Consider the following 24,775-nt stretch of genomic DNA (forward strand, 5'->3'; position numbering starts at 1 on the left):
TCTGGGGATAACTCTCCTCAGACCGCCTGAGATGGTCGGCTTCCCTCAATATTGAGGGAAGCCTGATGGAGGAATTCGATGACGGCTCTCCTCAGAAGGGGAGCCGGCTCGCGAAGCGAGACCGAGAGGAGGTGCCGCCGTCGTGGCTGAACGCATGGATGTCGCCGAAACGCTACGCTCCGCCGCACGCCGGCTGTCGGCGGCGGGCATCGACACACCGGCCTTCGATGCAAAGCTGCTGCTCGCGCATGCGGCCGGCGTCCAGCCGCGCGACGTGGACAAGGCGATGCTGCTCGGTGACACCCTTCCCTTCGACGGGGACTCGTTCGACGCGATGGTCTCGCGTCGCGCCGAACGCGAGCCGTTGCAATACATCACCGGCCTCGCCCCGTTCCGCTATCTCGATATGGAAGTCGGTCCCGGGGTGTTCATCCCCAGGCCGGAGACCGAAACCTTGGTGCAGTCCGGACTTGACTGGCTCTCCGGGCATGAAATCGGCCATCCGCGCGTTGTGGATCTGTGCGCCGGCAGCGGCGCCATCGGCCTGTCCGTCGCCAGCGAGATTCCCGACAGCGAGGTGTGGGCCGTCGAGCTGAGCGAAACCACCTACGCATGGACGGAACGCAACCGTCTCCGCGTGATCGCCGACCATCCGGGCGTGGACGGGCGGTACCATCTCACGCTTGGCGACGCCACGGCCGCCTCCACGCTGCGCGACCTCGACGGCACCATCGACCTGGTCATATCCAATCCGCCGTACATCCCCGAAACCGACGTGCCGGAACAGCCCGAAGTCCGTGACCACGATCCCAATCTCGCTTTATACGGCGGGTCGGCGGACGGACTGCGCATCCCCGAACGCATCATCGACCGTTCGGCGGCGCTGCTGCGTGACGGCGGCGCGCTCGTCATGGAACACGACATCTCGCAGGGCGAGGCGCTGCGCGCATACGCCGCCGCGCACGGATTCGCCGAAGCCCGCACCGGCAACGACCTCACCGGCCGACCGCGCTACCTGTTCGCGGTCTACTGCGCGTAATCCTGATGTACGCTGGCGTCCTTGTCGGTGATGGTCTTGATCACACGGGCCGGATTGCCGACGGCCACCGAATTCGCGGGGATGTCCTTCGTCACCACGGCTCCGGCGCCGATCACGCAGCCGTCGCCGATGGTCACGCCGCCCAGCACCGTCACATTGCCGCCGAACCAGCAGTTCGAACCGATGACGATAGGTTCGCCGTATTCATAATCATAAAAACTGCCATCCTCACGCTGGCGCACGTTGCGGTCCTGCCATCGCAGCGGATGCATCGGCGGCAGCAGCGACACGTTCGGTCCGAACAGCACGTCGTCGCCGATCGTCACCGGTGCGCAATCCAGCACGGTGAAATTGAAGTTCGCGAACACGCGCTCGCCGATCGTCGTGTGAATGCCGTAGTCGAAGAACACCGGCCCCATCACGTCCAGGCCCTTGCCGTGGTTCGGCAGCAATTCGTCCAATACTTCGGCGCGGGTCTTCTCGTCGTTGCGCGACAGCGCGTTGAACCTCGTGCACAGGTCGCCGGCCTTCTTGCGCAGCTCGACGAGTTCGGCATCGGACGCGTCGTACAGCTTGCCGGCGAGCATCTCCTCGCGCTCGCTGGCACGCGGCGTGCGCGGTTCAATCGGTGGGACCGTGGACTGGGCTTCTTCGCTCATTATGCACTTCCTTGTATATGCAATATGTATGTGTGCGCTCTCATTAGAACGTTCATAACGTATCATAATTCATGAATCGACGGGTGTTCCCGCCCATCGTCGGCACGCAGTGGTGCAATGGTGAGGCTTAAAGACACGGGAGGAACATATGGCCCGAATCATGCCGATTGACGAAGAGTCATTGCGATTGGCCGCCGAGGCGATCAGTGCCGGCGAGATCATCGTGGTGCCCACCGACACGGTGTACGGCGTCGCCTGCGATCCGAGGAACCCCGATGCCGTGGCGAAGATCTTCGCCGCCAAGCATCGTCCCGCGGCCAAATCCCTGCAGGTGCTGTTCTCGTCCGTCGACGAGCTCGCCGGCTACGCGCTCGACCTTCCCGTGCCTCTCGACAGGCTGTCCCGCCGATTCCTGCCCGGCGCGTTCTCGCCGATCTGCGTGGCGCGCGACGAATGCCCGCTAGCGACCGTCCGCGTCGACCCGAACGCGCATCCGAGCCGTACGCAGGGCATCCGCGTACCCGATTCGTCCGATACGCTGCGCATCCTGCGTGCCACCGGGCCGCTCGCCGCGTCGAGCGCCAATCTTTCCGGCGGCGATTCGGCCCAGACCGCGCAACAGGCCGCCGATGCGCTGGGCGACTCCGTGTCGCTGTACCTTGACGGAGGTCCCACGCCGGGGCCGTTGTCGAGTACAGTGGTGGCCGCGGACATCCACGGCCGCGATGGCATCGCGATCCTGCGCGAGGGCGTCATCGACCAGAGCCGCATCCGCCAGGCGTTGCATATGACGGCCGGCCGGCGTATCGAAAACCATGACATCGACAACCATGACGAGGACGGAGGGGAACGCGTATGAGGGTCTATCTGTTCATCGCCGCCATAGCGGGCGGCGCCACGTTCCTGCTCACGCCGCTGATTCGCCATCTGGCCATCGAATTCGGCGCGGTGGGCGAGGTCCGTGCGCGCGACGTGCACACCGTGCCGACCCCGCGCATGGGCGGCGTGGGCATGATGCTCGGCTTCGTGGTCGCCATGTGCTTCGCCAGCAAGCTGTCGTTGACGCGCGGGCTGTTCCATAACACCATGCAGCCATGGGTCATCACCATAGGCGCCGTGCTCATATGCCTGCTCGGCGTATGCGACGACCGGTGGGACCTCGACTGGATGCTCAAGCTCGCCGGACAGCTCATCATCTCCGTGTTCGTGGCATGGGGCGGACTGCAGGTGGTGTCGCTGCCGTTCGGCTCCCTGGTCGCGGCCTCGCCGAGCATGTCGATGGCCATCACCGCCATCCTCATCGTGGCGTCCATCAACGCCGTGAACTTCGTAGACGGCCTTGACGGCCTCTCCTCGGGCATCGTCGCCATCGGCGGCGTCGCCTTCGCCATATATTCGTACATCATCGCGCGCAATTCGCCGAGCTACGCCTCGATGGCCACCATGATCGACGTGGCGCTGGTCGGCATCTGCATCGGCTTCATCCTGCACAACTGGCATCCCGCCAAGCTGTTCATGGGCGATTCCGGCTCCATGCTGCTCGGCTATCTCGTCACCTGCGCCTCCATCGTGATGACCGGCCGTCTCGACCCGACCACCATCCACGCCAGCATCTACCTGCCGGTGTTCATGCCGATCCTGCTGCCGATCCTCGTGCTGTTCCTGCCGGTGCTCGACATGTGCCTCGCCATCACGCGGCGTCTTGCGAAGGGCCAGTCGCCCATGCACCCCGACCGCATGCACCTGCATCACCGCATGCTGCGCATCGGACACACCGTGCAGGGCGCCGTGCTGATTCTGTGGGGCTGGGCCGCGCTCATATCCTTCGGGTCCATCATGGTGCTGTTCTTCCCCGTGAAGTACGTCCTCATCGGATTCGCCATCGCCACCGTGGTCTTGACATTCGCCACGCTCTACCCGTATTTTCGTAGGCGTATACCGGAGCTGCGCGCGGAGAACGCGGCGCTGGCCGCATCGCGCGACCCGGCCAGGGAGAACATGGGCCGGCCGAAACACAGCACGGATACGGTGTCTACCGGAAAGCACGGCAGGCTCCAGTGACCGCAGGCCGCATACGGCGGCACGAATCATACGCACGACCAAGCATGACGGATAACTGACGGACAACGGGAAGAAAAGAGAGCGAATATGAGCGACGAAACGAACCTCACCGACAAGACCCCGCGTACGGAGACTCCGAACGACGCGACGGCCGGCGCCGAAAGCGCGAAGGGCCACGGACTGTTCCACAAGCCGCCGCGTGTGGGGGAGGAGACCGTCTGGCAGCTCATGTACCGCGCGATCTATCAGAGCCTGCTGTTCATCGGCGTCTTCGCCGTGGTCAGCGCCATAGCCGGCTACATGTTCTCCGGCCTGCACGGCATCTGGTCGGCGGTCATGGCACTGGTCGCGGTCATCCTGTTCTGCCTGTCGAACCCGGTGCTGGTGTCGGTGCTTAGCCGACTGCATCTGCGCCCCGCCGCATATCTGACATGGTTCCTGCTCGGCTGGATGATCAAGGTCGGCATCGTCGTGGCGGTGCTGCTGGGCATCAAGGACGCACAGTGGCTCGACCCCAAGCTGTGCGCCGTGTTCCTGCTGATCGGCGCGGCCATCGTGCTCGCCGCGGAGATCCATACGGCGGCCACGTCGCGCGTTCCGTATGTCGACCCGCCGAAGCGCGATCGTTTCGAGGACTGAGACGTCGATTTCGTGTCCGAGACACGAAATGGTAATGAGGTCTACGCACGCCTATAGAGTAAATCTATGGCTTCTAACACTTCAGAACAAGAGTCCACTTACAAACCGCTCGCCACTCCATTCCAGCAGCTTGGTCTGGCCTATGATGACGTTCTGTTGCTCCCCAACGAGACGGACGTCATTCCCTCCGAAGTCGATACCTCGACCCGCCTGACGCGCGAGATCACCATGAAGTCCCCGGTGCTCTCCTCCGCCATGGATACGGTCACCGAAGCCCAGATGGCCATCGCCATGGCCCGTAACGGCGGTATCGGCGTCATTCACCGCAACCTCAGCATCGAGGATCAGGCCAACCAGGTCGATATCGTCAAGCGCAGCGAGTCCGGCATGATCTCCGACCCGCTCACCGTGCAGCCCGATGCCACGCTGACCGACCTCGACAAGCTGTGCGCCGCCTACCACGTCTCCGGCCTGCCGGTCGTCGACAAGGACGATCATCTGGTCGGCATCATCACCAACCGCGACATGCGTTTCGTGAACCCCGACGACTACGACAGCCTCCGCGTCTCCGATGTGATGACCAAGGAGAACCTCATCACCGGTCCGGCCGACATCTCCAAGGAGGACGCCCACCGTCTGCTCGCCCAGCACAAGGTCGAGAAGCTCCCGCTCATCGACGGCAACGGCAAGCTCGCCGGCCTGATCACGGTGAAGGACTTCGTGAAGACCGAGCAGTACCCGGACGCCACCAAGGACGAGCAGGGCCGTCTGCGCGTGGCCGCCGGCATCGGCTTCCTCGGCGACGCCTGGCAGCGTGCCACCGCCCTCATGGAGGCTGGCGTGGACGTGCTCGTCGTCGACACCGCCAATGGCGAGGCCCGTCTGGCCCTCGACATGATCCGTCGCATCAAGGCCGACCGCGCCTTCGACGGTGTGCAGATCATCGGCGGCAACATCGCCACCTACAACGGCGCCAAGGCCATGATCGAGGCCGGCGTTGACGCCGTCAAGGTCGGTGTGGGCCCCGGCTCCATCTGCACCACCCGCGTGGTCGCCGGCGTCGGCGTCCCGCAGCTCACCGCCGTGTACGAGGCCTCCCGCGCCTGCAAGGAATTCGACGTTCCGTGCATCGCCGACGGCGGCATCCACTACTCCGGCGACATCGGCAAGGCCCTCGTGGCCGGCGCCGACTCCGTGATGCTCGGCGGCCTGCTCGCCGGCTGCGAGGAGGCTCCGGGCGAGAAGGTGCTCCTGCACGGCAAGCAGTACAAGATCTACCGTGGCATGGGCTCCCTCGGCGCCATGGCCCCGCGTGGCAAGAAGTCCTACTCCAAGGACCGCTACTTCCAGGCCGACGTCACCACCGCCGACAAGGTCGTGCCGGAAGGCGTCGAAGGCCAGGTGCCCTACCGCGGACCGCTCAACTACGTGCTGTACGAGCTGGTCGGCGGCCTGCACCAGACGATGTTCTACGTCGGTGCCCACAACATCCCCGAGCTGCAGTCGAAGGGCAAGTTCATCCGCATCACCGACGCCGCGCTGCGTGAATCCCACCCGCACGACATCGTGATGACCAAGGAAGCCCCGAACTACACCGGCTTCCACAGCTGATCATCCGTCTGATATCGGCATGACAAGGGCCTCTCCCGCTTGTGGGAGAGGCCCTTGTGTGTTTACGGTGTCTTTCGTTCGTTTCTCGCTGTGAAAACGAACGAAAGACACCGTGGATTCCGGGTATCGGGGTTATTCGCCCGTATCTTGTATTCGTATGGGTGGTTCCACGTCGCTACGCGAACCAGAATCCCTTGAAATCGTACTTGAACACGCGGTAGATGAACGCGCTGTTGATCTTCATCGTGTAGTCGCGCAGCAGCGTGCCGTCGGCGTTGTACACGCCCCATGTGCCCTTGATGCCCGACTCGGTGACGATCGTGCCGTCCGAATACTCCTCGGCGCTGCTGATGTAGCCCGAATACGGCACCGCGAACCGCTTGACCAGCTTGTACGTGCCCGCCTTCTCGTCGACGAGGTACTTCTGGAAGTACGATTTGTTGCTCGTGTCCTGAGACGCCAGCTCCGTCACCATGCCGGGGATCTGCGACCAGTCGTAGTCGGTCGTCGAGCTCACGCCGCCGTTGTTGTTGAACATGTAGATGTAGTACTGTCCGTCGGGCAGCGAATCGTCCTTCACATACGTCACCGTGTGCTGGCCGCCCGAACTGGGGAAGTCGCCGATCTTGGTGAGGTTGTACTTCGCGTAGTCGGTGCCCTGCCAGAACGTCTCCTCGCCGATGATGTACTTGAGCGTCGGCTTGGAGCTCACGTCGTCGATCTTGATGACCGACGACGTCTCGCGCGAACTGACGATGATGCTGTCGTCGTCGCTCACGTACTGGATGGTGTTGAGATGGATCCAATCCCATGAGTCGGAGCCGCTGTCGGTCGAGGTGGCCTTGGCGTCGGCGTCATGTTTGGTGCCGGCCTTGTACGACGCCATGAGCGTGCCCATGTCGACGGCCAGCGTGGTCTTGCCGGTGGCGAGGTTCACGCGCACGACCTTGTCCTGCACGGAATTGCCCTTCATGTCGGTGGCGAGCACGAGCAGGTTGCCGTCGTCGTCGAACACGTAGTCGTGGTGAAGGATGTACCGGCTGCCGAGGTTGTAGAACTTCTCGATGCGTCCGAGCCTGTTCATCGCCACGATGTCGTGTGTGGACGCGCTGTAGTACATGAGCCCGTCCTTGAAGACGAGTCTCTGCGCACGATAGTAGAGGATGGGGATCTCGCCGCGCAGCACGCCGTAGTCGTCGTACAGGTAGATGAGGTCCTGTTCGTTGCTGTCGTTGCCGAGCACCGCGTACAGACCGTTGCCCATCGTGCCGGCGTATTCGGTCTGCGTTCCCGTTTCGGTGACGGAATGGTCGAGCTGGACCTGCTCGCCGCCGATGGTGGCCGGCGCCTTGCGGTGGATGGTGCGTGTGGTGCTGCTGCCGTCCCGCTTGGTCATCGTGATGGTGACGGTGTTGTCCTCGCCGGGAATCAGGCCGAGCACCTGGAACTCATGCACGGTGGCGTAGCTGTCGCCGCCCGACGGCGTGGCGGAGAAGTCGGGGTAGTCGGTCTTCGGAGCGCTCACCGTATAGGAGACCTTGACGATGTCGTCGGTCTTGAAATACACGTACAGCGACGTGGTGTTGGTGCCGTACGGATTGTTCTCCACCAGCATGTGGTCGGCCGTCCATGTGCCGGACGATTTCTTTTCGTCGAGTTTGGTCTGCGCCGCCGTCTGATATTCCTCGGTGTATATCTTCTCGATGTCGGCGCCGGCACTGGTTGTCGCGGCCGCCCGCTGCGAGGAGAACGCGACGATACCGACCGTCGCGGCCATGGCGACGGCGACGACGGCGCTGCACACGGTCTGCATGGTGCGGCGGGTGCGGACGCTGGCACGGCTGGTGGTTGATGACGGTTGCGAATCCCGGGTCGAGGTCTGTCGGGATGGTTGGGATTGCCGGGGCAGACGCGATCTGATGGCTTGCGCGATGGACTGCATGATGGGCCTTTCGACGAAAACGATTGCGCGCATGCCAAGTCGGGTAATCGTGCCGAACGACCGGGGAGCGACCATGACAGACGGTCCTGCCGAACGATCATGCTGGGCGACGGCCTTCGTACGACCATGCCGGATGAGTCCTACCAGACGGTTGCATGTGCGGAATGTCTTCAATCTACGGGTGTCGTCTCCATCGAATCTGGAGCGAACCTGAAAGCCGCGTGCGAACTCCCGCAATCATCCCTGAGGATGATATTCGCTGTTTTGCGCGTTGATTGTTCGCCGTCGACCGTCGCCTTGCCGGTTCCCTGGGCTCGGGCCGCCGTTACTCAAGGATTCCGTTGCCTGTCCGAATAATCTTCCGCAATCCATGGCGTTGCATCGCATCATGATGGATTACGCCGCATTTCGCCTTTATCGCACCGTGGTCCATCAAAAACGGGATGATTCCAATGGATTGCGTCGCATTTCGCCCAAATTGTGACGCAATCCATCACGCTTGTATTTGCTGATCCATTAAAACCGCATGATTCCAACGATCCCAAAATCATGACAGCCGAATCTTGATGGACTACGTTGCAAATCGACGGTTTCGTGACGCAATCCATCAAAACCACCGTGATTTTCATGGATTGCGTCGCAAAATCACCGATTTGCAACGCAATCCAACACAATCAGCATGATTCTCGTGGATTGTGCCGAAGAATCCGCGAGAATGCGATGCTGCATATTGCGGACATCGCCGCTACCTGCGCGGTGTTGATATTGAACGATTCGTGGGGTTTTGGATGGGCTGGGGAGTGAAACCTTGGGAAGTCTGCATGTACCGATGCCGTCGGCGAGCATGAAAAAGGCCCTGCTGCCTTTTGGGCTGCAGGGCCTGGGGGAGGGATGGACGGAAACGGTAAGGATTATGGTTGGGATTGCCGCCCCGACCTTGCCGGGGCGGCAACGGGTTGGTGTTACTTGACTCGCTTGATGCCGAGGACGGCGATCGCGGCGATCGCGGCCATGGCGATGGCGGTCGGGAACACGATGTTGTAGGAGCCGGTGGCGGCGACGATGCTGGAGGTGATCGCCACACCGATGGCCTGGCCGGCGCAGGTGGCGATGTTCATGAAGCCGAGGTCCTTGCCGGCGGTCTCCTTGTTCGGCAGCACGTCGACGTTCAGGGCCTGATCGACGGAGAGGTACATGCCGTAACCGAAGGAGGCGATGCCGCCGAAGAGGAACATACCCATCTGGGTCGGGAAGATCCACGGCATGGCCAGACCGATGGCGAACACGGCGCAGGCGACAGCGATCGGGGCCTTGCGGCGGTGGAGGGCGTCGGCGATCGGGCCGGAGATCAGGGAGGCGACCATCGAGGCGACCATGGTGAGCACGGAGATCACGGACATGGAGACGGCGGCCTGCTTGGTGCTCTCACCGATGTGGTCGGTCAGGATGTACAGCTGGTAGCTGAAGATCATCTGATAGGCGACGATGAGGCAGGTACGGCAGATAAACGCACGGTAGAAGTCGCCGCAATCCTTCAGCGGCGGGGTGAGGGACTCGACGATGACCTTCCACATCGGCTTGGAGGTGTCCTTCACCATGTCCTTGGAGGACGGCTCCTTCGGGGTGATGACCACGGCGAGCACACCGGCGGCGAGGGCGCACAGACCAGTGCAGATGAAGCCGACCTCGACGTTCTCGATGAAGCGGGAGCCGATGAGGGTGCCAATGCCCTGGCCGATCACGCCGCCGCCACCGATGGCAGCGGAGACGGTGGCGCGGTTGGATTCCTCAACACGGTCGGAGATCAACGCGTAGATAGGAGCCTGCACCATGTTCAGGCCGATAAGGGCGATGACGTAGAAGATGCCGATGAGCACGGCGGTGGACGGACGGCTCAGCGACCAGAAGCAGATGCCGTAGATGAATGCACCGGTGAAGATCCACGGGGTGCGCTTGCCCCAACGGCTGGCGGTGCGATCGGAGAGCGCGCCGATGAACAGCGCGATGAAGATCGAGGCGATCGAACCGGCCGAGTTGATGGCGCCGAGGGCCGCGGTCGATTCGGTGGCGCCCATGCCGAGGTCCGCACGCAGACGCTGCGGGACCAGCACCGACATGGTGCCGAAGAACGCGACGCCGGACAGCACGGCGAAGGCCATGAAGCCGCCGACATAGCGCCACTTCTCCGACTTGGTGTTTGCGGGAGTCGGATTCACTGTTGCAGTGGTCATTTTCCTTTTCTCCTCTTCCTTGAGTTGCTGGTTATTCATGTGAAGTTTTGGGATGGACGGTCGGTCAGGGCGTGTAATGCGCGACACACTCAAGGCCGTTCGGCCCCGCGCCCGGTCAAGCCGGGCGCTAGCCTACGGTCTCGCATCACACGCCCTTCCCTTCCTTCCGCATATCGTCAAAAGGAACGAATGGGTAGCGCGTTAGAGCTGAATCCACGCGGAGGTGTCCTGGGGGAGCTTGCCGTCCTCGGTCAGCGGACCGGAGGTGAGCAGCAGCTCGCCGGCGGGCAGGTCGACCGGATCTGCGCCGAAGTTGGTGATCGAGGCCCAGCCGTTGGCTCGCTTGTAGGCGATGGTGCCTCCGGTGAAGCCGTTGGCGCCGTCGGGCTTGCCGCTGGAGCGGTCCTCGGGCAGCCATTCGATGCTCAGGTCGGTGGTCTGCAGCTTGTGGCGCAGCTCCAGGACCTTGCGGTAGAGGTTGAGCATGGAGTCCGGGTCGGCGTCCTCCACATCGGCGGCGAAGTCCTTGTACCATGCCGGCTGCGGCAGGTGCGGTTCCTCGGCGGCGTCGGCGGGGGAGAAGCCGAAGGAGCCTCCGGTGCCGAACTCGTCGTCGGGGTTCTCCAGCTTCGGGGCGTCGGCGGCAGTCCACGGCAGCGGCACGCGGCAGCCGTCGCGGCCCTTGGTGCTGGCGGCCTGCGAGGTGCGGTGGCCGGACGGATCCTCGACGCGGTCCCACGGGATGTCCGCGACTTCGAACAGGCCGAGTTCCTCGCCCTGGTACACGTAGGCGGAACCGGGCAGGGCCATCTCCATGAGGATGGCGGCGCGAGCGCGCTTGGTGCCGAGCTCCTTGTCGAGCGGGTAGGTGGTGCCGTCGCGCAGCACCCAGTCCTTGGCGAGCTGGTGGTATTCGCTGGTCGGCACCTGCGGCAGGCCGTAGCGGGTGGTGTGGCGCACCACGTCGTGGTTGCTCATCACCCAGGTGGCGGAGGAGCCGGAGCGGTCGGCGCTTTCGATGCCCTCCTCGATGGCCTGGTGCATGGCGTCGCGAATCCAGTCCTTCTTGGCGAATTCGAAGTTGAAGATCTGTCCCAGATCGTCGGGGCTGGCGTACAGGTACTGGCGGTTGGGCTGCACCCAGGCCTCGGCCACGGCGAAGGCCGGCGGGTCGTACTCGTTGAAGACCTTGCGCCACTCGTGGTAGATCTCATGCACTTCGTCGCGGTCGATGACCGGATGGGAGCCGTCGTCGGGCTGGTCGGAGGTGCACCACACGACGTAGTTGTCGAGGTCGTCGCGGTCGAGGTCCTTGGCGAGGCCGTGGGCCACGTCCACGCGGAAGCCGTCGGCGCCGTGGTCGAGCCAGAAGCGCAGGGTGGTGAGGAAGTCCTCGCGCACCTCGGGGTTGTTCCAGTTCCAGTCGGGCTGTTCCTTGGTGAACATGTGCAGGTACCACTGGCCGTCGGGCACGCGCGTCCAGGCGGGGCCGCCGAAATGGTTCTCCCAGTTGCTCGGCGGGATGTCGCCGTTGGGGCCCTTGCCGTCGCGGAAGATGTAGCGGTCGCGCTCCGGGGAGCCGGGGGCCGCGGCGAGGGCCTCCTTGAACCAGGGGTGCAGGTTGGAGGAGTGGTTCGGGACGATGTCGACGACGACCTTGATGTTGCGCTCGTGGGCGGCCTTGGCGAGTTCGTCGAAGTCATCCATGGTGCCGAGCTTGGGGTCGACGTTGCGGTAGTCGTCAACGTCGTAGCCGCCGTCGGCGAGCTGGGAGGGGTAGAAGGGGCTGAGCCAGATGGCGTCGACGCCGAGCTTGGCGAGGTAGTCGATCTTCTCGGTCACGCCGGCGATCTGTCCGAGGCCGGAGCCCTTCGAATCCTTGAACGAGCGGGGGTAGACCTGATAGACGACGGCCTGCTTCCACCACAGAGCCGGGTCGCTGCTTGCGTTCTGTGCCATAACTCCTCCTTGAATCGGTTTTGAACGTTCTAGTCAAAACGTTTGTATCAGCGTGTTCAGTTTTTTATAAAAGCGTTTGCATTAACGGAAACGATAATCAAAGGTTCGAAAATGTTAAGTTTTGCCTACGTTTTCGTTGTCTCCTTTGACTGTTGAATCTTAGGCGATTGTTTGGGTGCCGTTCCCGGTTGGTGTTGCGTTGGTATTGATAATAGCGTTTGCATAAAATTTATCAAAACGTTATCGGCGTGTCGCGGTAATGTGAGCGTTAAAACGTTGATATTGCAACGATGGTCAAATGTGCAAGCGTTTTTATGTATAATGGCCATTACCTGAGTAAGCAGCCATACGTCGGCAAAGGAGGCGAATGATGGCAAGAACCACGATTTCCAATGTGGCCGAGGAGGCCGGAGTCTCCGTGTCCACCGTTTCCAGGGCCCTGCGGGGGCTCGACAAGGTCAATCCCGACACCCGCAAGCGCGTCGAGGCGGCGGCCGAACGACTCAACTTCTCGTTTTCGAAGAGCGCGTCGTCACTGGCGAGCGGCAAGACCATGAAGGTCGCCGTGCTGCTGCCCAACGAGATCAGCAGCTGGTTCAACTCCCATGCGTTCGAAGGCATCTACGAGGTGCTGTCCAAGCAGGGGTATGACGTCATCCCCAATGTGATGTGGGAGCAGCGCGACCTCGACAGGTTCTTCAAGGCGCTGCCGAACAACCAGAACGTCGATGCCGTCATCGTCGTCTCGTTCGACCTCGATGACGACAAGAAGCGCATCCTCTCCGAGCTCACCGTGCCGGTCATCGGCCTCAACAACCCGTCCGACGAGGGCTTCGACGCTTCGGCGAGGATCGACGACTTCGCCGCCATGCGCAGCGCCGTCCGTCTGCTGCATTCGCTCGGACACCGCAATCTGGCCTACATCGAACAGCCGGTCACGTCGCCGTTCACCTGCAGTGCGGAGGCTCGCGTCAACGGGTTCCGCGCCGCCGTGCGTGAGGTCGGCTATCGCGACGAGGACGTGCTCGTCATTCCGTCGGTGAAGCGGTCCGGCGTGCCGGGCGGTCAGGAGGAGTATTCCGGCATCGCCGCCCAGCTGCTCAGCGCCCCCGTGCGTCCGACCGGCATCTGCGTGGAGCACGACGGCTGCGCGGCCGCGCTGGTCAAGGAGTTGCGGCGACTTGGCTGGGACATCCCCGGCGAGGTCTCCGTCATCGGATTCGACGACAGCGACATCGCCGACATCACCGGGCTCACCACCATTCATCAGGACCCCGTGGAGACCGGTCGGCAGGCCGCCATGCGCGCGCTGTCCCTCATGCGCGGCGAATGCCCCGAAACGCCGTACGGCGTCATGCCCACATCGATGGTCCTGCGCGACACCACCGGCCCCGCCGCCGAATCCGAAGCCTAGACGCCGCGGCAGGGGCGCCGGGAAGAAACGTCCTCTCGGTGAAAATCGCGAGACCGAGGTATGCTTACCTGTTCCATTACACAGGTGAAAGGGCGAACATGGCATCGCATAACGACAACGAGACCTTTGACTCCTCGGCCTCGCGCATGATCTGGATCGACTGCGAGATGACGGGGCTTGACATCTTCCACGACGAACTGTGCGAGGTCTCCGTCGTGCCCACCGACTTCGACCTCAACGTGCTCGACGAAGGCATCGACCTCGTCATCAAGCCGTCCGACGCCGCCGTCGCGCACATGAACGACTTCGTGCGCAACATGCACACCTCCTCCGGCCTCATCGACGAGTGGAACGCCAACGGCCTGCCACTCGACGAGGCCCAGCGCAAGGTCGTCGAATACGTGAAGCAGTGGCTGCCCGCCAAGGGCAAGGCCCACCTCGCCGGCAACTCCGTCGGCAGCGACAAGAAGTTCCTCGACCGTTACATGCCCGACCTCATGAGCCTGCTGCACTACCGCGTCATCGACGTGAGCACCCTCAAGGAGCTTTCGCGCCGCTGGTACCCGAACGTGTACCTCAACAAGCCGGCCAAGCACGGCGGCCACCGCGCGCTCGCCGACATCATCGAATCGCTCGACGAACTGCGCTACTACCGCAAGGCGTTCTTCACGCCCGCCCCCGGCCCGGACGCCGACGAGGCCAAGGCCATCGCCGCCGACATCGAAGCCACCAGCCTCCTGCGCAGGTACGAGGAGAGCGGCAACCCGGTGGAGGATGTCAATACTCCTGAGAAGGCCGATTACTAAATCGTCCTTCTCTCGGAGTATTCGTGCGCGACCTTGGCGGTCGCTCCCCTCGCCTACGGAGAGTCCACCGGACTCTCCGCTTGACGGCTCGGCTCCTGAGAAGGCCGATTACTAAATAGGGCCTTTATATATGCAATGGCCGTCGCGGTCGATGATGACTGCGGCGGCCGTTTTGTATCGGGCGGCGGTCGGATGTGTTACGAATGGACTACGAACTAGACCATGGTTCACTCCCGTTTTACATGGCGGCAAACAAAAGAGACTTTTCCCTCGCTGTAATAATGACCAACGCAGGGAGGAAGCGAACAAGCCGAAACGGCTGATATTCCAACGCTTCCCACTGATTTTCCCTGTAGGGGTTTTCATTTGTGTTGCTAGTGAAGGGAGCTCGTATGGAGCCGCTTCTCGTAGTGCTTTCCGGACTTCCGATGACACTGCTCATCACCGTCGCGGCCTTTGCGATCGGCGCGGTGCTCGGAATTCCCATGGCGCTGGGACTGCGGACCGGAATAGCACCGGTCCGATGGATAGTCCGTCTCGCCGTCGACCTGCTGCGCGGCATACCCATGATCGTCTGGCTGTTCCTGCTGAAATTCGGACTGTCGACGCCCGCGTTCCGCATCACCGCGCTCGAAGCCGCGATCTTCGGACTCGGCCTCATCTCGGCCGGCTATCTCGCCGACATCTACCGCGGCGGACTGCAGGCCGTTCCCAAAGGCCAGTACGAAGCCGCGGCCGCGCTCGGCATCCCCGGCGTCGTATCGTTCTTCGGTGTCATCGTGCCGCAGGCCGCGCGCATCGTCAGCCCATCCATTGCCACATACGCGATCGGTCTGCTGAAGAACTCATCCATCGCATCCACCATCGCCGTGGCCGAAATGGTCTTCATGGCGCAGGGATACGCCAAACAGAACATCAACTCCGTGGCCGGCGTCATGCCATACGCCATCGCCGGACTGCTGTACATCCTGCTCAGCATCCCCATCGCCATGCTCTCGCGCAAACTCGACGCCAACCTCCGCAAGGCGGTGATCTGACATGGTAACCAAGGAGCCACTGCTGCAATTCTGGGGTGAAGGCCTGCCGAACATGCTCCACGGCCTGCAGATCAGCGCCGCGCTCGCCGGCGTCTCCATGCTCATCGGCCTGCCGCTCGGACTGCTCTTCTGCATGATGGTGATGAGCCGCAACCGCGTCGTCAGCGCAATAGGCCTCGTCATCGTGGAAATCGGACGTGGCATGCCCGCCCTGATCATCCTCTACCTCGTCTACTTCGGCCTGCCAGGTTTCGGTATCCTGCTCGAAAGCTTCCCCTCGGCCATCATCGCCCTCGCATGGAACTACTCGTGCTACTGCTCCGAGATATTCCGGGCCGGCATCCAGGCCGTGCCCGGCGGGCAGAACGAAGCCGGCGACGCCCTCGGCCTCGACGGCCGCGTCACCTTCTTCTACGTCATCCTGCCCCAGGCGTTCCGCTCCATCATCCCCGCGCTGCTCGGCCAGACCATCCTGCTCTTCCAGGACACGTCGCTCGCCTACACCGTGGCCGTGCCGGAACTCATGAAGGAGGCCTACACGTACGGCTCCACCACATTCCAATACCTGCGCGTCTTCGTGCTCGCCGGACTGTGCTACGCCGTCGTCACACTCCCCGCCTCCTGGATTACCCGCTGGCTCGAACGCCGGCTCGCGCTCAGCTACTGACACGGCGGCCGAACGCCCATCGAACGTGCCCGCGGCGGCCCGACCAACCGCCGCCCGCCCAATATCCCACAACACAATCAGGTCGCAACCGGCCGGCCGCAGCCCACAACACGGCCGGCCAATCACAGAGAGGAACACATCATGCGCATCACACGAGGAACGAAGCTGATGGCCGCGGCCTGCGCCGCAATCATGAGCGTCACCGCGCTCGCCGCCTGCGGCGGGTCGAGCTCGTCGGGAGCCAAAGCGAACTGTACGCCGCTGGTCTCCGACATCACGACCATCAAATCCGGCACGCTCACCGTCGGCGTCATCGACCAGCCGCCATACTCCAGCTACAACAACGGCAACCCCACCGGCATGGACATCGACTTCATCAAGCAGATCGCCGACGCCAACTGCCTGAACGTCGAATACCAGCAGGCCTCCTTCGCCAACGCCATGCAGGCCATCGCCTCCGGCCAGATCGACACCGCCACCGGCGACATCAACGTGACCGAAAAGCGCGCGCAGGTCGTCGACTTCCCGCACTCCATCTACCTCGAAGGCGTCGGCTACGCCTCCAAGAAGGGCGTCGACATCAAGACCATCGCCGACATCGAATCCAAGGGCATCAAGTCCATCGGCATCGGCGACGGCTATGCCTGGCTCGCCGACATGCAGAAGGTCTTCGGCGACAAGGTGAAGACCTATCCGAGCTCCGTCGAAATGAAGCAGGACCTCGAAGCCGGCCGCGTCGACATGATCATGGAGGCGTACGGCACCGCCGTCGACGAATTCAAGGGCAACAGCAACATCGTCGTCGAATACGCCAACAAGAACCCCGACAAGCGCATCAACTCGCTCGTCGAACCGCCCGAGGTGAGCTACCCGTACACCAAAGGCGACACCTCGCTCGGCCAGGCGTTCGACAAGGGCATCGAGAAGATCATCAAGGACGACAAGGTCAAGCCCACGCTCAAGAAGTACGGACTGGACGAAGGCCTCGCCAAGATCCGCGACAAGCAGTACGTCGTCCCCGCCACGAACTGACGGATTCGCGGCATCGGCTGATATCCGCCTACGGTAGCCGCCGACCGAACGTCACCGGACGGACGTTCGGCGGCCTCCGCGGGCATGTATCGAACGGACGGATGCGGCCGCAAAGGCCGCAGGCAAAGGAGAAATCATCATGACACTGGCAACGCTGGTCTCGCAATCCGTGGCCGCCAACACCACCGACGACATCGACCACAGCAAATACATGATCGAACTCGGCGGCGTGGTGAAGTCGTATGGTGGCAACACCATCCTGCACGAGGTGTCGCTGCGTGTGGAACGCGGCGAGGTGTGCTCGATCATCGGACCGTCCGGCGCCGGAAAATCCACACTGTTGCGCTGCATCAACCTGCTGGAGCAGCCCGACGACGGCAACATGGTCATCGACGGGCAGTTCGTGGACTTCACCGAGAATCTTGGCAAGGCCGACCTCATGGCGCTGCGCCGCAAATGCGGCATGGTGTTCCAGCAATTCAACCTGTTCCCGCATATGAGCGCGCTGAAGAACGTGGTGTTCCCGCAGATGCACGTGCTCGGCCGCGGCAAGGCGGAGGCCGAGGAGCGGGCCATGGAACTGCTCAAGCGCGTGGGATTGGAGGACCGCGCCGACCACAAGCCGTCGCAGCTTTCCGGCGGCCAGCAGCAGCGCGTGGCCATCGCCCGCGCGCTCGCGCTCGATCCGGCCGTCATGCTGTTCGACGAGCCGACGTCCGCCCTGGACCCCGAGGTCAGCGGGGAAGTGCTTAACGTGATGAGGGAGCTCGCCGAAGGCGGCATGACCATGTGCGTGGTGACGCATGAGATGAGCTTCGCCCGTGACGTCGGCGACCACCTGGTCGTCATGGCCGACGGGCGCATCATCGACGAGGGCGATCCCAAGGAGATCATGGCCCATCCGGTCAACGAGCGGACGAGGCAGTTCCTCAGCGCGGTGGGGAGATAGGTGGGTTTCGTTGTCGTTGGCTCGCCTGTCGGCTCGCATTGTGCCTACAAACGGCTCTGCCGTTTGCTTGACGGCAAAATCCCCTCCGTCGGGAGGGGGCCAAGAGAGTGTGCGCGTGTTTTCTGGCTCCCCTTCCCTCGGGGAAGGGGAGCTGTCCGCGAGAGCGGACTGAGGGGATGGGGAAATCCGTCCTGTGGAGTGGTCTTTCTTGCTGACGCAAGGAAGACCACTTTTTTGTACTGTGTTCTAGATGTTTCGCCGGTAACTTGACGGTAACACAAGAAAATAAGCCGTGTAACAAGGGCGCCTATACTTTAAAAATAGAACACGTTCTAGAACAACGAATATAAAATTCTTTGGCAAAACGAACGTGGACGGTACAAAGAAAGGGGTGGATCTCATGACAGCACGACAGCATCACGTCATTCGATCCGCGGAACTGTTCGCCGAAATACCGGTCGAAAAACTCGCCGATACCGATGCGACCCCGCTCGAGAAGATCGAGGCGTCCGGCCTGGTCGGCATGGGCGGGGCCGGCTTCCCCACATTCAAGAAGCTGAAATTCGGCAAGGGCTGCGAGACGGTCATCGCCAACGCGGCCGAATGCGAGCCACTGCTCGAACACAACACCGCACGACTCGAAACCGACCCCGAAAAGGTGCTCTCCGGACTGACCATCGCCATGAGGCAGGTCGGCGCCAAACGCGGCATCGTGGCCATCAAGCCGAAGAACATCAAGGCCGTGCGCTCGCTGCAGGCGGCGCTCGACGCCGCCGCGGCCGGTGCATACGACTTCGACGTCGACCCCGGCATCGAGATCGCGTTCCTCAAGGACCGCTACCCGGCCGGCGACGAACGCGCCATCGTGCGCGACGTGCTCGGCACCCTGCTGCCGCCCGACGCCATCCCCAGCGCGGCCAGTGCCGTCGTCATGAACGTCGAATCATTGATGCGCGTGCACGATGCCGTCATCGAGAACCTGGCCGTCACCACCAAGGACCTCACCGTCGCCGGACACATCGAAGGCAGCGGCTTCGACGACGACGTGAGCATCGTCGTCTACGACGTGCCCATCGGCATCACGGTTCGCGAGGTGCTCGACGCCCTGCACGTGCACGAGCCGACCGCCGACGAGCAGATCATGATCGGCGGCCCGTACATGGGCGGCCTCGGTTCGCTCGACAGCACGGTATCCGAAACCTGCGGCGGCATCATCATCGCCGGATCCGAAATCCCCGACCTCGGCCCCATGGGCATCATCGTCTGCGCATGCGGCGCCAGCGAGGAGAGGCTGCGGGCCATCGTCAAGGCCAAGGGCGCGCCGCTCGTGGACGTCCGCCTGTGCAAGAACGCATGCCGGCTGCCCAACGGACGGCTCAAATGCCGCAACCCCGGCATCTGCCCCGGCCAGGCGCAGAACATCATCGCACTCAAGAAGGAGGGTGCCACCAGCGTGCTCATCTCGCACTGCACCGACTGCTCGAACACGGTGATGCAGGTGGCGCCCAAACTCGGCATGCGTGTGCACCACGCCACCGACGCCTTCATGAGGGCCGGCGACGAACCCATCATCAGGGCCTTCCGCAAGACCGTGAAGGCCGCGTAACCAGACTTCCACAACGTAATTCATCAACAATCACAGGGAAAGGAACCAGAAATGTCGCTCTCCAAGGAAACGCTCGAAGCGCATCTCAACGACCCGGCGGTGCTGTGCTGCCGCCGTCCCGCCGGCACCGTGCTGAGCGCCGCCGACTTCGAGGATCCCACGATCTTCCCCGACCTCGTCGACTCCAACCTCATGACGCTCAAGGAAGGCGGACTGACCATCCAGCAGGCGCTCGGCGCCACGCTCATCAACGACGGCGAGGCCCTCACCCAGCTCACTCCCGAACTGCTCGACGGCGTGAAGGAGGCTCCGGCAGAGGAGCCTGCGGACGAGGCTCCCGCCGATGACGGCGGCGCCGACGAATCCGAGCCGTGCTCCTGCTGCGCGCCTGCGCCGGCCGCACCCGTGCCGGCCTCTGACGGCTACGTGCACCTGCACCTCGACAAGGCCGAGGGCCTCGACCTCGTGTTCCCGGCGGGTGGCGCGCCCGTCGCTGGCGCACCGATGCCTCCTGCGGCCCCGGCCGCCGCGCCCGCCCCCGCAGAAGAGCCCGAGCCGGCCGAAAAGGTCATGCGCACGCTCGTCAAGAAGGACTATCCGGTCACCAAGGTCGTGATCGGCGACGCCACGTCGTATGCGGACGGCGTGCTCACCATCGACGAATCCCTCGTCGAGGCCGCCAAGAAGGCCGACCCGCTGGTCAAGGACGTCGAGATGACCGTCATCGACCCGGCCGACCGCCACGTCTACTCCAACACCATCATGGACGTCATCCCCGTGGCCGCCAAGGCCGAAGGCAAGCTCGGCGAAGGCGTGACCAACGTGCTCTCCGGCGCGGTCTTCGTGCTCACCGGCATGGACGAGGCCGGCGTGCAGGTGCACGAGTTCGGCTCCTGCGAAGGCTACATGGACGAGAAGATCCGTTACGGACGCCCGGGCTGCCCCGACGAAGGCGACATCATGATCCGCGTGGACGTGAAGATCCAGGAAGGCACCGGCATGGAGCGCCGCGGACCGTTCGCCGCCCACAGCGCCGTCGACGTGATCGTGCACGCCTGCCGCGAGGCCATCAAGGACCTCGACGGCGTCAAGCCCGTCAAGGAGGAGACCTTCAGGGACGTCAAGCGCCCCGGCAAGCCGCGCGTCGTGCTCGTCAAGGAGATCATGGGCCAGGGCGCCATGCACGACAACCTGCTCGTGCCCACCGAACCCTGCGGAGTCAAGGGCGGCCAGAAGAACGTCGACCTCGGCAACGTGCCCGTGGTCCTCAGCCCCAACGAGGTGCTCGATGGCGGCATCCACGCGCTCGCCTGCATCGGACCGGCCACCAAGGAGATCACGAGGCACTTCTTCCGCGAGCCCATGGTCGAGGCCCTGCAGACCGACGAGGAGCTCGACCTGACCGGCGTAGTGTTCATCGGCTCCCCGCAGGTCAATGATGAGAAGACCTTCGTCTCCGAACGACTCGGCGCCCTCATCGAGGCCATGGAGGTCGACGGTGCGATCGTGACCACCGAAGGCTTCGGCAACAACCACATCGACTTCTCCGAGAACATCGCGGCCATCGGCTCGCGCGGGGTTCCGGTCGTGGGCGTCACCTTCGCCGCCTATCAGGGCCAGCTGGTCGTCGGCAACAAGTACATGGATGCCATGATCGAGCTCAACAAGGACCCGGAGGGCTTCGAGAACGAGATCCTCGCCGACAACACCACCACCCCGGAGGACGCGGCCCGCGCCATCCTCATGCTCAAGACCAAGATGGCCGGCATCCCCATCGAGCCGCCGGAGCACAAGTGGGACGAGGCGGTCATCGAGGCCAACAAGAAGCTCGTCAAGTAATCGCAGGCGACAACCGGCCGCCGGCCACACGGCCGGCAGGCCATCCATCCACACAATCACAGACGATGAAGGAGACGTCATGCAGGTGGAACTCAAGCCGCTCCTGCTCAAGGGAGTCATCAAGGAAGTCACCGAGGTGGGCGTGCGCATAGGCGTCAACGGACGCATGGGCGTGCTCTCGCTGCCGCTGCGGCTCATCTACACCGACAAGCCGCTCGAGGTCGGCCAGGAGTGTGAGTTCTACCTCAGCTACGTCAACGTCATCTGACCCGTCGCATAACGACAACACACAAACGAAACGTCATCGAATTCTAAGGAGCACATCATGCCTACCGCATTCAAGCTGACGACAGCCAAGGGACTCAAGTCCGAAATCTACGTGCCATGGACCCCCAAGCCGGTCTGGACGCCGCTGACCAAGCCGCTGAGCGAGTGCAAGGTCGCGTTCATCACCTCCGGCGGCATCCACAAGAAGGACCAGACGCCGTTCAACACCGCCGGTGACTGGAGCTACCGCGAGATCCCGAGCGACACCCCGTCCGACCAGCTCATGGTCACGCACGGCGGATTCGACAACTCCGACATCAACAAGGACGTCAACGCCATGCTGCCCATCGACCGACTGCGCGAACTCGTCAAGGAGGGCTTCATCGGCTCGCTCGTCCCCACGTTCTTCGGATTCATGGGCGGCGGCGGTAACGTCGACAAGTTCGAACACGTCACCGGCCCCGAAATCGCCAAGAAGCTCAAGGCCGAAGGCGCCGACATCGTGCTCGCCACCGGCGGCTGCGGCACCTGCCACCGTTCCTGCACGCTGGTGCTGCGCTGCTGCGAGGCCGCCGGCATGAGCACCTGCATCATCGCGGCCCTGCCGCCGATCGCCCGCCAGCAGGGCGCCCCGCGCATCACCGCGCCGCTCGTGCCGATCGGGTCCAACGCCGGCGAGCCGAACAACCCGCAGATGCAGATGGGCATCCTCAAGGACACCCTCAACGCGATGGAGGAGTTCGACCACTTCGGCCAGATGAAGGCCCTGCCCTACGAATACCGCCACAACGTGTGACAGACGTCGGGAACCGGCCGGCCACGCACGGACGGATGTCGTGCAAGGCCGGCCGCCCACATCACGACGAATCCAATCGAATCACAACGAATCAAACAACATATCCAGCCGGCCCGTGCATTCGGCGGGAACACGTCCAAACGATACGGTTCTATGATGGAGTCACTCACGTATCCATGTCTACGTGACGACTTCATGAGGGAACATGGGTTGAAAGGCGGGACCTGTCCATGGCACGAGACGCACGAGGCAGCATCATCGACGCTTCCTGGGACCTTTTCAAGGAGAAGGGCTACGAGAAGACCACCATCGATGACATCATCGCCAAGGCGGGCATCGCCAAGGGTACGTTCTACCATCATTTCCAAGGCAAATCGGCTTTGCTGGGAACCCTGAGCGACGTGTTCGACGAGAAATACCGCGAGATGGACGCCGAACTCGACCCCGACGGATCGGTCGTCGAGCAGATTCCGTATCTCAATGTGCAGATGTTCGGCTGGATTGAACAGCATGTGCCGGTCGAACTGCTCAGCGCCCAGCTGGCGTCGCAGCTCAACGAGCGTGGAGACCGGTCGCTGGTGAACCAGGACCGCTTCTACTTCGCCATCCACCGCAGGCTCATCGCCCGCGGCCAGGACCGCGGCGAGATCACGCGGGACTATTCCACGCATGACATTGTCCGCCTGTATGCGATGGCGGAACGATCGATGCTGTACGACTGGTGCCTGCATCAGGGCTCGCAGCCGCTGGTGGGGGAGCCCACCAGAATCGTCGCCGAAGTGCTCGACCGCTTCGTGCGGCATCTGTAGATTCGGCGGCCGGTCCGGGGTCCCTCGGCAACCGTCCGTTAGCCGCAGCCGGCATCGTTCTTCCGCGAGGCGCGTTCGAGGCGCCGTTTCAAGGAGATGCACGATGAACGTTGCCGGCACGATACAGGTTCCGTCCGCCTTCCATACCAAGACCTTGGCGGCCGCGAAGGCCGTTCTCAATGATGCGATGTTCGCATCCAGTCCGAGGCTGACCACCGTGGAGTCGCATACGCAGGGCGAGCCCACGCGCATTCTCGTCAGCGGGCTGTCCGCGCTCGACGCCGAGCCGAACGCCATCGCCGTACGGGACAAGCTCATCAACGAATACGACGCCGTCCGCAAGATTCTCATGCTCGAACCGCGCGGTCACCGCGACATGTTCGGCGCCATACTGTTCAAACCCACCCGTCCCGACGCCGATCTCGGAGCCGTGTTCACCGATTCGGGCGGCTATCTCAACATGTGTGGGCACGGGTCCATCGGCGTCTCCACGTTCGCCGTGGAATCCGGCCTCGTCACCGGCGGATACCCGTCGTTCGCCGCCATCGCGGACGACGACATCGACGTGCGTCTCGACACCCCGGCCGGTCTGATCACCGTCACCGTACACGTGCGCAATCACGAGGTGGAGAACGCCACGCTCACCAACGTGCCCGCGTTCGTGGCCATGGATTCGGTGACGATTCACGTGGACGAGCCGGGCATTCCGGACTCGGTGCGGGACGTCGAGGCCACCATATCGTTCGGCGGCAGTTTCTTCGCGCTCGTGGACTTCGATTCGCTTGGTCTCGGATACGACATCGAGGCCTCGCATTCGCAGGAGATAGCCGACGTCGGCATGGCCATCCTGCGCGCCGCCCGCGAACAGATCGACGTGCGGCACCCATTGGTCGACATCCGCGGCGTCGATTTGGTGGAATTCGGCCAATACGATGAAGCGACCGGTCATTATCGCAACGGCGTGGTGTTCGGCGGCCGTCAGGTCGACCGGTCCCCATGCGGCACCGGCACCAGCGCCAAACTCGCCGCGCTCGTGGCCCACGGAAAGATGGACATCGGCGAGACCCGTGTGTTCGAGTCGATCACCGGCTCGAAGTTCCTCGGATGCCCGGCCTCGCGCACGACGGTCGCCGGTCATGACGCCATTATCCCGCAGATCACCGGCAAGGCGTTCATCACCGGGGTCAGCACCTTCGAACTCGACTCCACCGACATCTACCCCGAGGGATTCCTGGTGTAGGAAGATGGGTTTGTGGGTCTATCAGATGGGTTTGTGGGTCTACTGCATACGTGAGGACCACGAAAACGGTCTTCCCATGTATGCAGTAGACCCACAAACCCGTAGATGAACCACACTGCTTTGCCGGCAAAGCGGCAAAGCGGCAAAGCGTTATGCCGGCACAGTGTTTTGC

Annotated in this window: 21 protein-coding genes; 17 read left to right on the forward strand and 4 right to left on the reverse strand. The window is 63.0% G+C overall.

Annotated elements, in window-relative coordinates:
- The first annotated feature begins 154 nt into the window (after positions 1-154).
- A complete protein-coding gene (prmC, locus tag GFD18_RS07190; protein WP_163200309.1) occupies positions 155-1,039 on the forward strand; it encodes a peptide chain release factor N(5)-glutamine methyltransferase in 885 nt (294 codons plus the stop codon).
- On the opposite strand, the gene GFD18_RS07195 is transcribed toward prmC, so the two are convergent.
- Positions 1,027-1,698: a sugar O-acetyltransferase gene (locus GFD18_RS07195; protein ID WP_163200244.1), complete on the reverse strand. Its 672-nt coding sequence runs from the start codon at positions 1,696-1,698 to the stop codon at positions 1,027-1,029. The two genes, prmC and GFD18_RS07195, sit on opposite strands and share 13 nt — an antisense overlap.
- Before the next feature lie 148 nt (positions 1,699-1,846).
- Between GFD18_RS07195 and GFD18_RS07200 the strand changes: the two genes are divergently transcribed.
- From GFD18_RS07200 to guaB, 4 genes are all read left to right on the forward strand, one after another.
- Positions 1,847-2,557, forward strand: a complete 711-nt coding sequence (locus tag GFD18_RS07200; protein ID WP_163200245.1) for an L-threonylcarbamoyladenylate synthase — start codon at positions 1,847-1,849, stop codon at positions 2,555-2,557.
- Positions 2,554-3,759: an MraY family glycosyltransferase gene (locus GFD18_RS07205; protein ID WP_163200246.1), complete on the forward strand. Its 1,206-nt coding sequence runs from the start codon at positions 2,554-2,556 to the stop codon at positions 3,757-3,759. Before GFD18_RS07200 ends, GFD18_RS07205 begins: the two co-directional genes overlap by 4 nt.
- Before the next feature lie 87 nt (positions 3,760-3,846).
- The gene (locus GFD18_RS07210; protein WP_163200247.1) at positions 3,847-4,398 is read left to right on the forward strand and encodes a DUF1129 domain-containing protein; all 552 of its coding nucleotides are present in this window, start codon (positions 3,847-3,849) and stop codon (positions 4,396-4,398) included.
- A 66-nt stretch (positions 4,399-4,464) separates the two neighbouring features.
- Complete coding sequence (guaB, locus tag GFD18_RS07215; protein WP_163200248.1) at positions 4,465-6,009, forward strand: IMP dehydrogenase; 1,545 nt, start codon at positions 4,465-4,467, stop codon at positions 6,007-6,009.
- A gap of 175 nt (positions 6,010-6,184) precedes the next feature.
- Here guaB and GFD18_RS07220 read toward each other — a convergent pair whose 3' ends face one another.
- The 3 genes from GFD18_RS07220 to GFD18_RS07230 form a co-directional block, all read right to left on the reverse strand.
- Positions 6,185-7,951, reverse strand: a complete 1,767-nt coding sequence (locus tag GFD18_RS07220; RefSeq protein WP_225432965.1) for an aryl-sulfate sulfotransferase — start codon at positions 7,949-7,951, stop codon at positions 6,185-6,187.
- A 962-nt stretch (positions 7,952-8,913) separates the two neighbouring features.
- Positions 8,914-10,182, reverse strand: a complete 1,269-nt coding sequence (locus GFD18_RS07225) for an MFS transporter (RefSeq protein ID WP_163200249.1) — start codon at positions 10,180-10,182, stop codon at positions 8,914-8,916.
- Between the two features lie 201 nt (positions 10,183-10,383).
- Positions 10,384-12,141, reverse strand: coding sequence for a glycoside hydrolase family 13 protein (locus GFD18_RS07230; protein ID WP_163200250.1), 1,758 nt, complete (start codon positions 12,139-12,141; stop codon positions 10,384-10,386).
- Positions 12,142-12,508: 367 nt separating this feature from the next.
- Between GFD18_RS07230 and GFD18_RS07235 the strand changes: the two genes are divergently transcribed.
- The 12 genes from GFD18_RS07235 (at position 12,509) to GFD18_RS07290 (ending at position 24,603) form a co-directional block, all read left to right on the forward strand.
- Positions 12,509-13,555 (forward strand): LacI family DNA-binding transcriptional regulator, encoded by a 1,047-nt coding sequence (locus tag GFD18_RS07235; RefSeq protein ID WP_225432966.1) that lies wholly within the window; start codon positions 12,509-12,511, stop codon positions 13,553-13,555.
- 98 nt (positions 13,556-13,653) lie between these two features.
- Positions 13,654-14,361, forward strand: coding sequence for an oligoribonuclease (gene orn, locus GFD18_RS07240; RefSeq protein ID WP_163200252.1), 708 nt, complete (start codon positions 13,654-13,656; stop codon positions 14,359-14,361).
- A 392-nt stretch (positions 14,362-14,753) separates the two neighbouring features.
- The gene (locus tag GFD18_RS07245) at positions 14,754-15,398 is read left to right on the forward strand and encodes an amino acid ABC transporter permease (protein WP_163200253.1); all 645 of its coding nucleotides are present in this window, start codon (positions 14,754-14,756) and stop codon (positions 15,396-15,398) included.
- 1 nt (position 15,399) lies between these two features.
- Complete coding sequence (locus GFD18_RS07250) at positions 15,400-16,065, forward strand: amino acid ABC transporter permease (protein WP_163200254.1); 666 nt, start codon at positions 15,400-15,402, stop codon at positions 16,063-16,065.
- Positions 16,066-16,206: 141 nt separating this feature from the next.
- Positions 16,207-17,097 (forward strand): substrate-binding periplasmic protein, encoded by an 891-nt coding sequence (locus GFD18_RS07255; RefSeq protein ID WP_163200255.1) that lies wholly within the window; start codon positions 16,207-16,209, stop codon positions 17,095-17,097.
- Positions 17,098-17,236: 139 nt separating this feature from the next.
- Entirely contained in the window at positions 17,237-18,046 is an 810-nt protein-coding gene (locus GFD18_RS07260) for an amino acid ABC transporter ATP-binding protein (protein WP_275575988.1), read from the forward strand.
- A 400-nt stretch (positions 18,047-18,446) separates the two neighbouring features.
- Positions 18,447-19,652 carry a proline reductase-associated electron transfer protein PrdC gene (locus tag GFD18_RS07265; protein WP_163200256.1) on the forward strand — a complete coding sequence of 402 codons (1,206 nt, stop codon included), beginning with the start codon at positions 18,447-18,449 and terminating at the stop codon, positions 19,650-19,652.
- A 51-nt stretch (positions 19,653-19,703) separates the two neighbouring features.
- Complete coding sequence (gene prdA, locus GFD18_RS07270) at positions 19,704-21,491, forward strand: D-proline reductase (dithiol) proprotein PrdA (RefSeq protein ID WP_163200257.1); 1,788 nt, start codon at positions 19,704-19,706, stop codon at positions 21,489-21,491.
- 79 nt (positions 21,492-21,570) lie between these two features.
- Positions 21,571-21,759 carry a CBO2463/CBO2479 domain-containing protein gene (locus GFD18_RS07275; RefSeq protein ID WP_100510798.1) on the forward strand — a complete coding sequence of 63 codons (189 nt, stop codon included), beginning with the start codon at positions 21,571-21,573 and terminating at the stop codon, positions 21,757-21,759.
- 57 nt (positions 21,760-21,816) lie between these two features.
- The gene (gene prdB, locus GFD18_RS07280; protein ID WP_094662941.1) at positions 21,817-22,554 is read left to right on the forward strand and encodes a D-proline reductase (dithiol) protein PrdB; all 738 of its coding nucleotides are present in this window, start codon (positions 21,817-21,819) and stop codon (positions 22,552-22,554) included.
- Positions 22,555-22,784: 230 nt separating this feature from the next.
- Positions 22,785-23,363, forward strand: a complete 579-nt coding sequence (locus tag GFD18_RS07285) for a TetR/AcrR family transcriptional regulator (protein ID WP_100510799.1) — start codon at positions 22,785-22,787, stop codon at positions 23,361-23,363.
- Between the two features lie 103 nt (positions 23,364-23,466).
- Positions 23,467-24,603 (forward strand): proline racemase family protein, encoded by a 1,137-nt coding sequence (locus GFD18_RS07290; RefSeq protein ID WP_100510800.1) that lies wholly within the window; start codon positions 23,467-23,469, stop codon positions 24,601-24,603.
- The last annotated feature ends 172 nt before the right edge of the window (positions 24,604-24,775 follow it).

This window comes from Bifidobacterium saimiriisciurei (assembly GCF_010667655.1).
Lineage (GTDB): Bacteria > Actinomycetota > Actinomycetes > Actinomycetales > Bifidobacteriaceae > Galliscardovia > Galliscardovia saimiriisciurei.

Excerpts from the sequence above, each read along its gene's own strand:
- prmC (WP_163200309.1), top strand. The coding sequence starts at position 155 with ATGGATGTCGCCGAAACGCTACGCTCCGCCGCACGCCGGCTGTCGGCG.
- GFD18_RS07195 (WP_163200244.1), bottom strand. The coding sequence starts at position 1,698 with ATGAGCGAAGAAGCCCAGTCCACGGTCCCACCGATTGAACCGCGCACG.
- GFD18_RS07200 (WP_163200245.1), top strand. The coding sequence starts at position 1,847 with ATGGCCCGAATCATGCCGATTGACGAAGAGTCATTGCGATTGGCCGCC.
- GFD18_RS07205 (WP_163200246.1), top strand. The coding sequence starts at position 2,554 with ATGAGGGTCTATCTGTTCATCGCCGCCATAGCGGGCGGCGCCACGTTC.
- GFD18_RS07210 (WP_163200247.1), top strand. The coding sequence starts at position 3,847 with ATGAGCGACGAAACGAACCTCACCGACAAGACCCCGCGTACGGAGACT.
- guaB (WP_163200248.1), top strand. The coding sequence starts at position 4,465 with ATGGCTTCTAACACTTCAGAACAAGAGTCCACTTACAAACCGCTCGCC.
- GFD18_RS07220 (WP_225432965.1), bottom strand. The coding sequence starts at position 7,951 with ATGCAGTCCATCGCGCAAGCCATCAGATCGCGTCTGCCCCGGCAATCC.
- GFD18_RS07225 (WP_163200249.1), bottom strand. The coding sequence starts at position 10,182 with ATGACCACTGCAACAGTGAATCCGACTCCCGCAAACACCAAGTCGGAG.
- GFD18_RS07230 (WP_163200250.1), bottom strand. The coding sequence starts at position 12,141 with ATGGCACAGAACGCAAGCAGCGACCCGGCTCTGTGGTGGAAGCAGGCC.
- GFD18_RS07235 (WP_225432966.1), top strand. The coding sequence starts at position 12,509 with ATGATGGCAAGAACCACGATTTCCAATGTGGCCGAGGAGGCCGGAGTC.
- orn (WP_163200252.1), top strand. The coding sequence starts at position 13,654 with ATGGCATCGCATAACGACAACGAGACCTTTGACTCCTCGGCCTCGCGC.
- GFD18_RS07245 (WP_163200253.1), top strand. The coding sequence starts at position 14,754 with ATGGAGCCGCTTCTCGTAGTGCTTTCCGGACTTCCGATGACACTGCTC.
- GFD18_RS07250 (WP_163200254.1), top strand. The coding sequence starts at position 15,400 with ATGGTAACCAAGGAGCCACTGCTGCAATTCTGGGGTGAAGGCCTGCCG.
- GFD18_RS07255 (WP_163200255.1), top strand. The coding sequence starts at position 16,207 with ATGCGCATCACACGAGGAACGAAGCTGATGGCCGCGGCCTGCGCCGCA.
- GFD18_RS07260 (WP_275575988.1), top strand. The coding sequence starts at position 17,237 with ATGACACTGGCAACGCTGGTCTCGCAATCCGTGGCCGCCAACACCACC.
- GFD18_RS07265 (WP_163200256.1), top strand. The coding sequence starts at position 18,447 with ATGACAGCACGACAGCATCACGTCATTCGATCCGCGGAACTGTTCGCC.
- prdA (WP_163200257.1), top strand. The coding sequence starts at position 19,704 with ATGTCGCTCTCCAAGGAAACGCTCGAAGCGCATCTCAACGACCCGGCG.
- GFD18_RS07275 (WP_100510798.1), top strand. The coding sequence starts at position 21,571 with ATGCAGGTGGAACTCAAGCCGCTCCTGCTCAAGGGAGTCATCAAGGAA.
- prdB (WP_094662941.1), top strand. The coding sequence starts at position 21,817 with ATGCCTACCGCATTCAAGCTGACGACAGCCAAGGGACTCAAGTCCGAA.
- GFD18_RS07285 (WP_100510799.1), top strand. The coding sequence starts at position 22,785 with ATGGCACGAGACGCACGAGGCAGCATCATCGACGCTTCCTGGGACCTT.
- GFD18_RS07290 (WP_100510800.1), top strand. The coding sequence starts at position 23,467 with ATGAACGTTGCCGGCACGATACAGGTTCCGTCCGCCTTCCATACCAAG.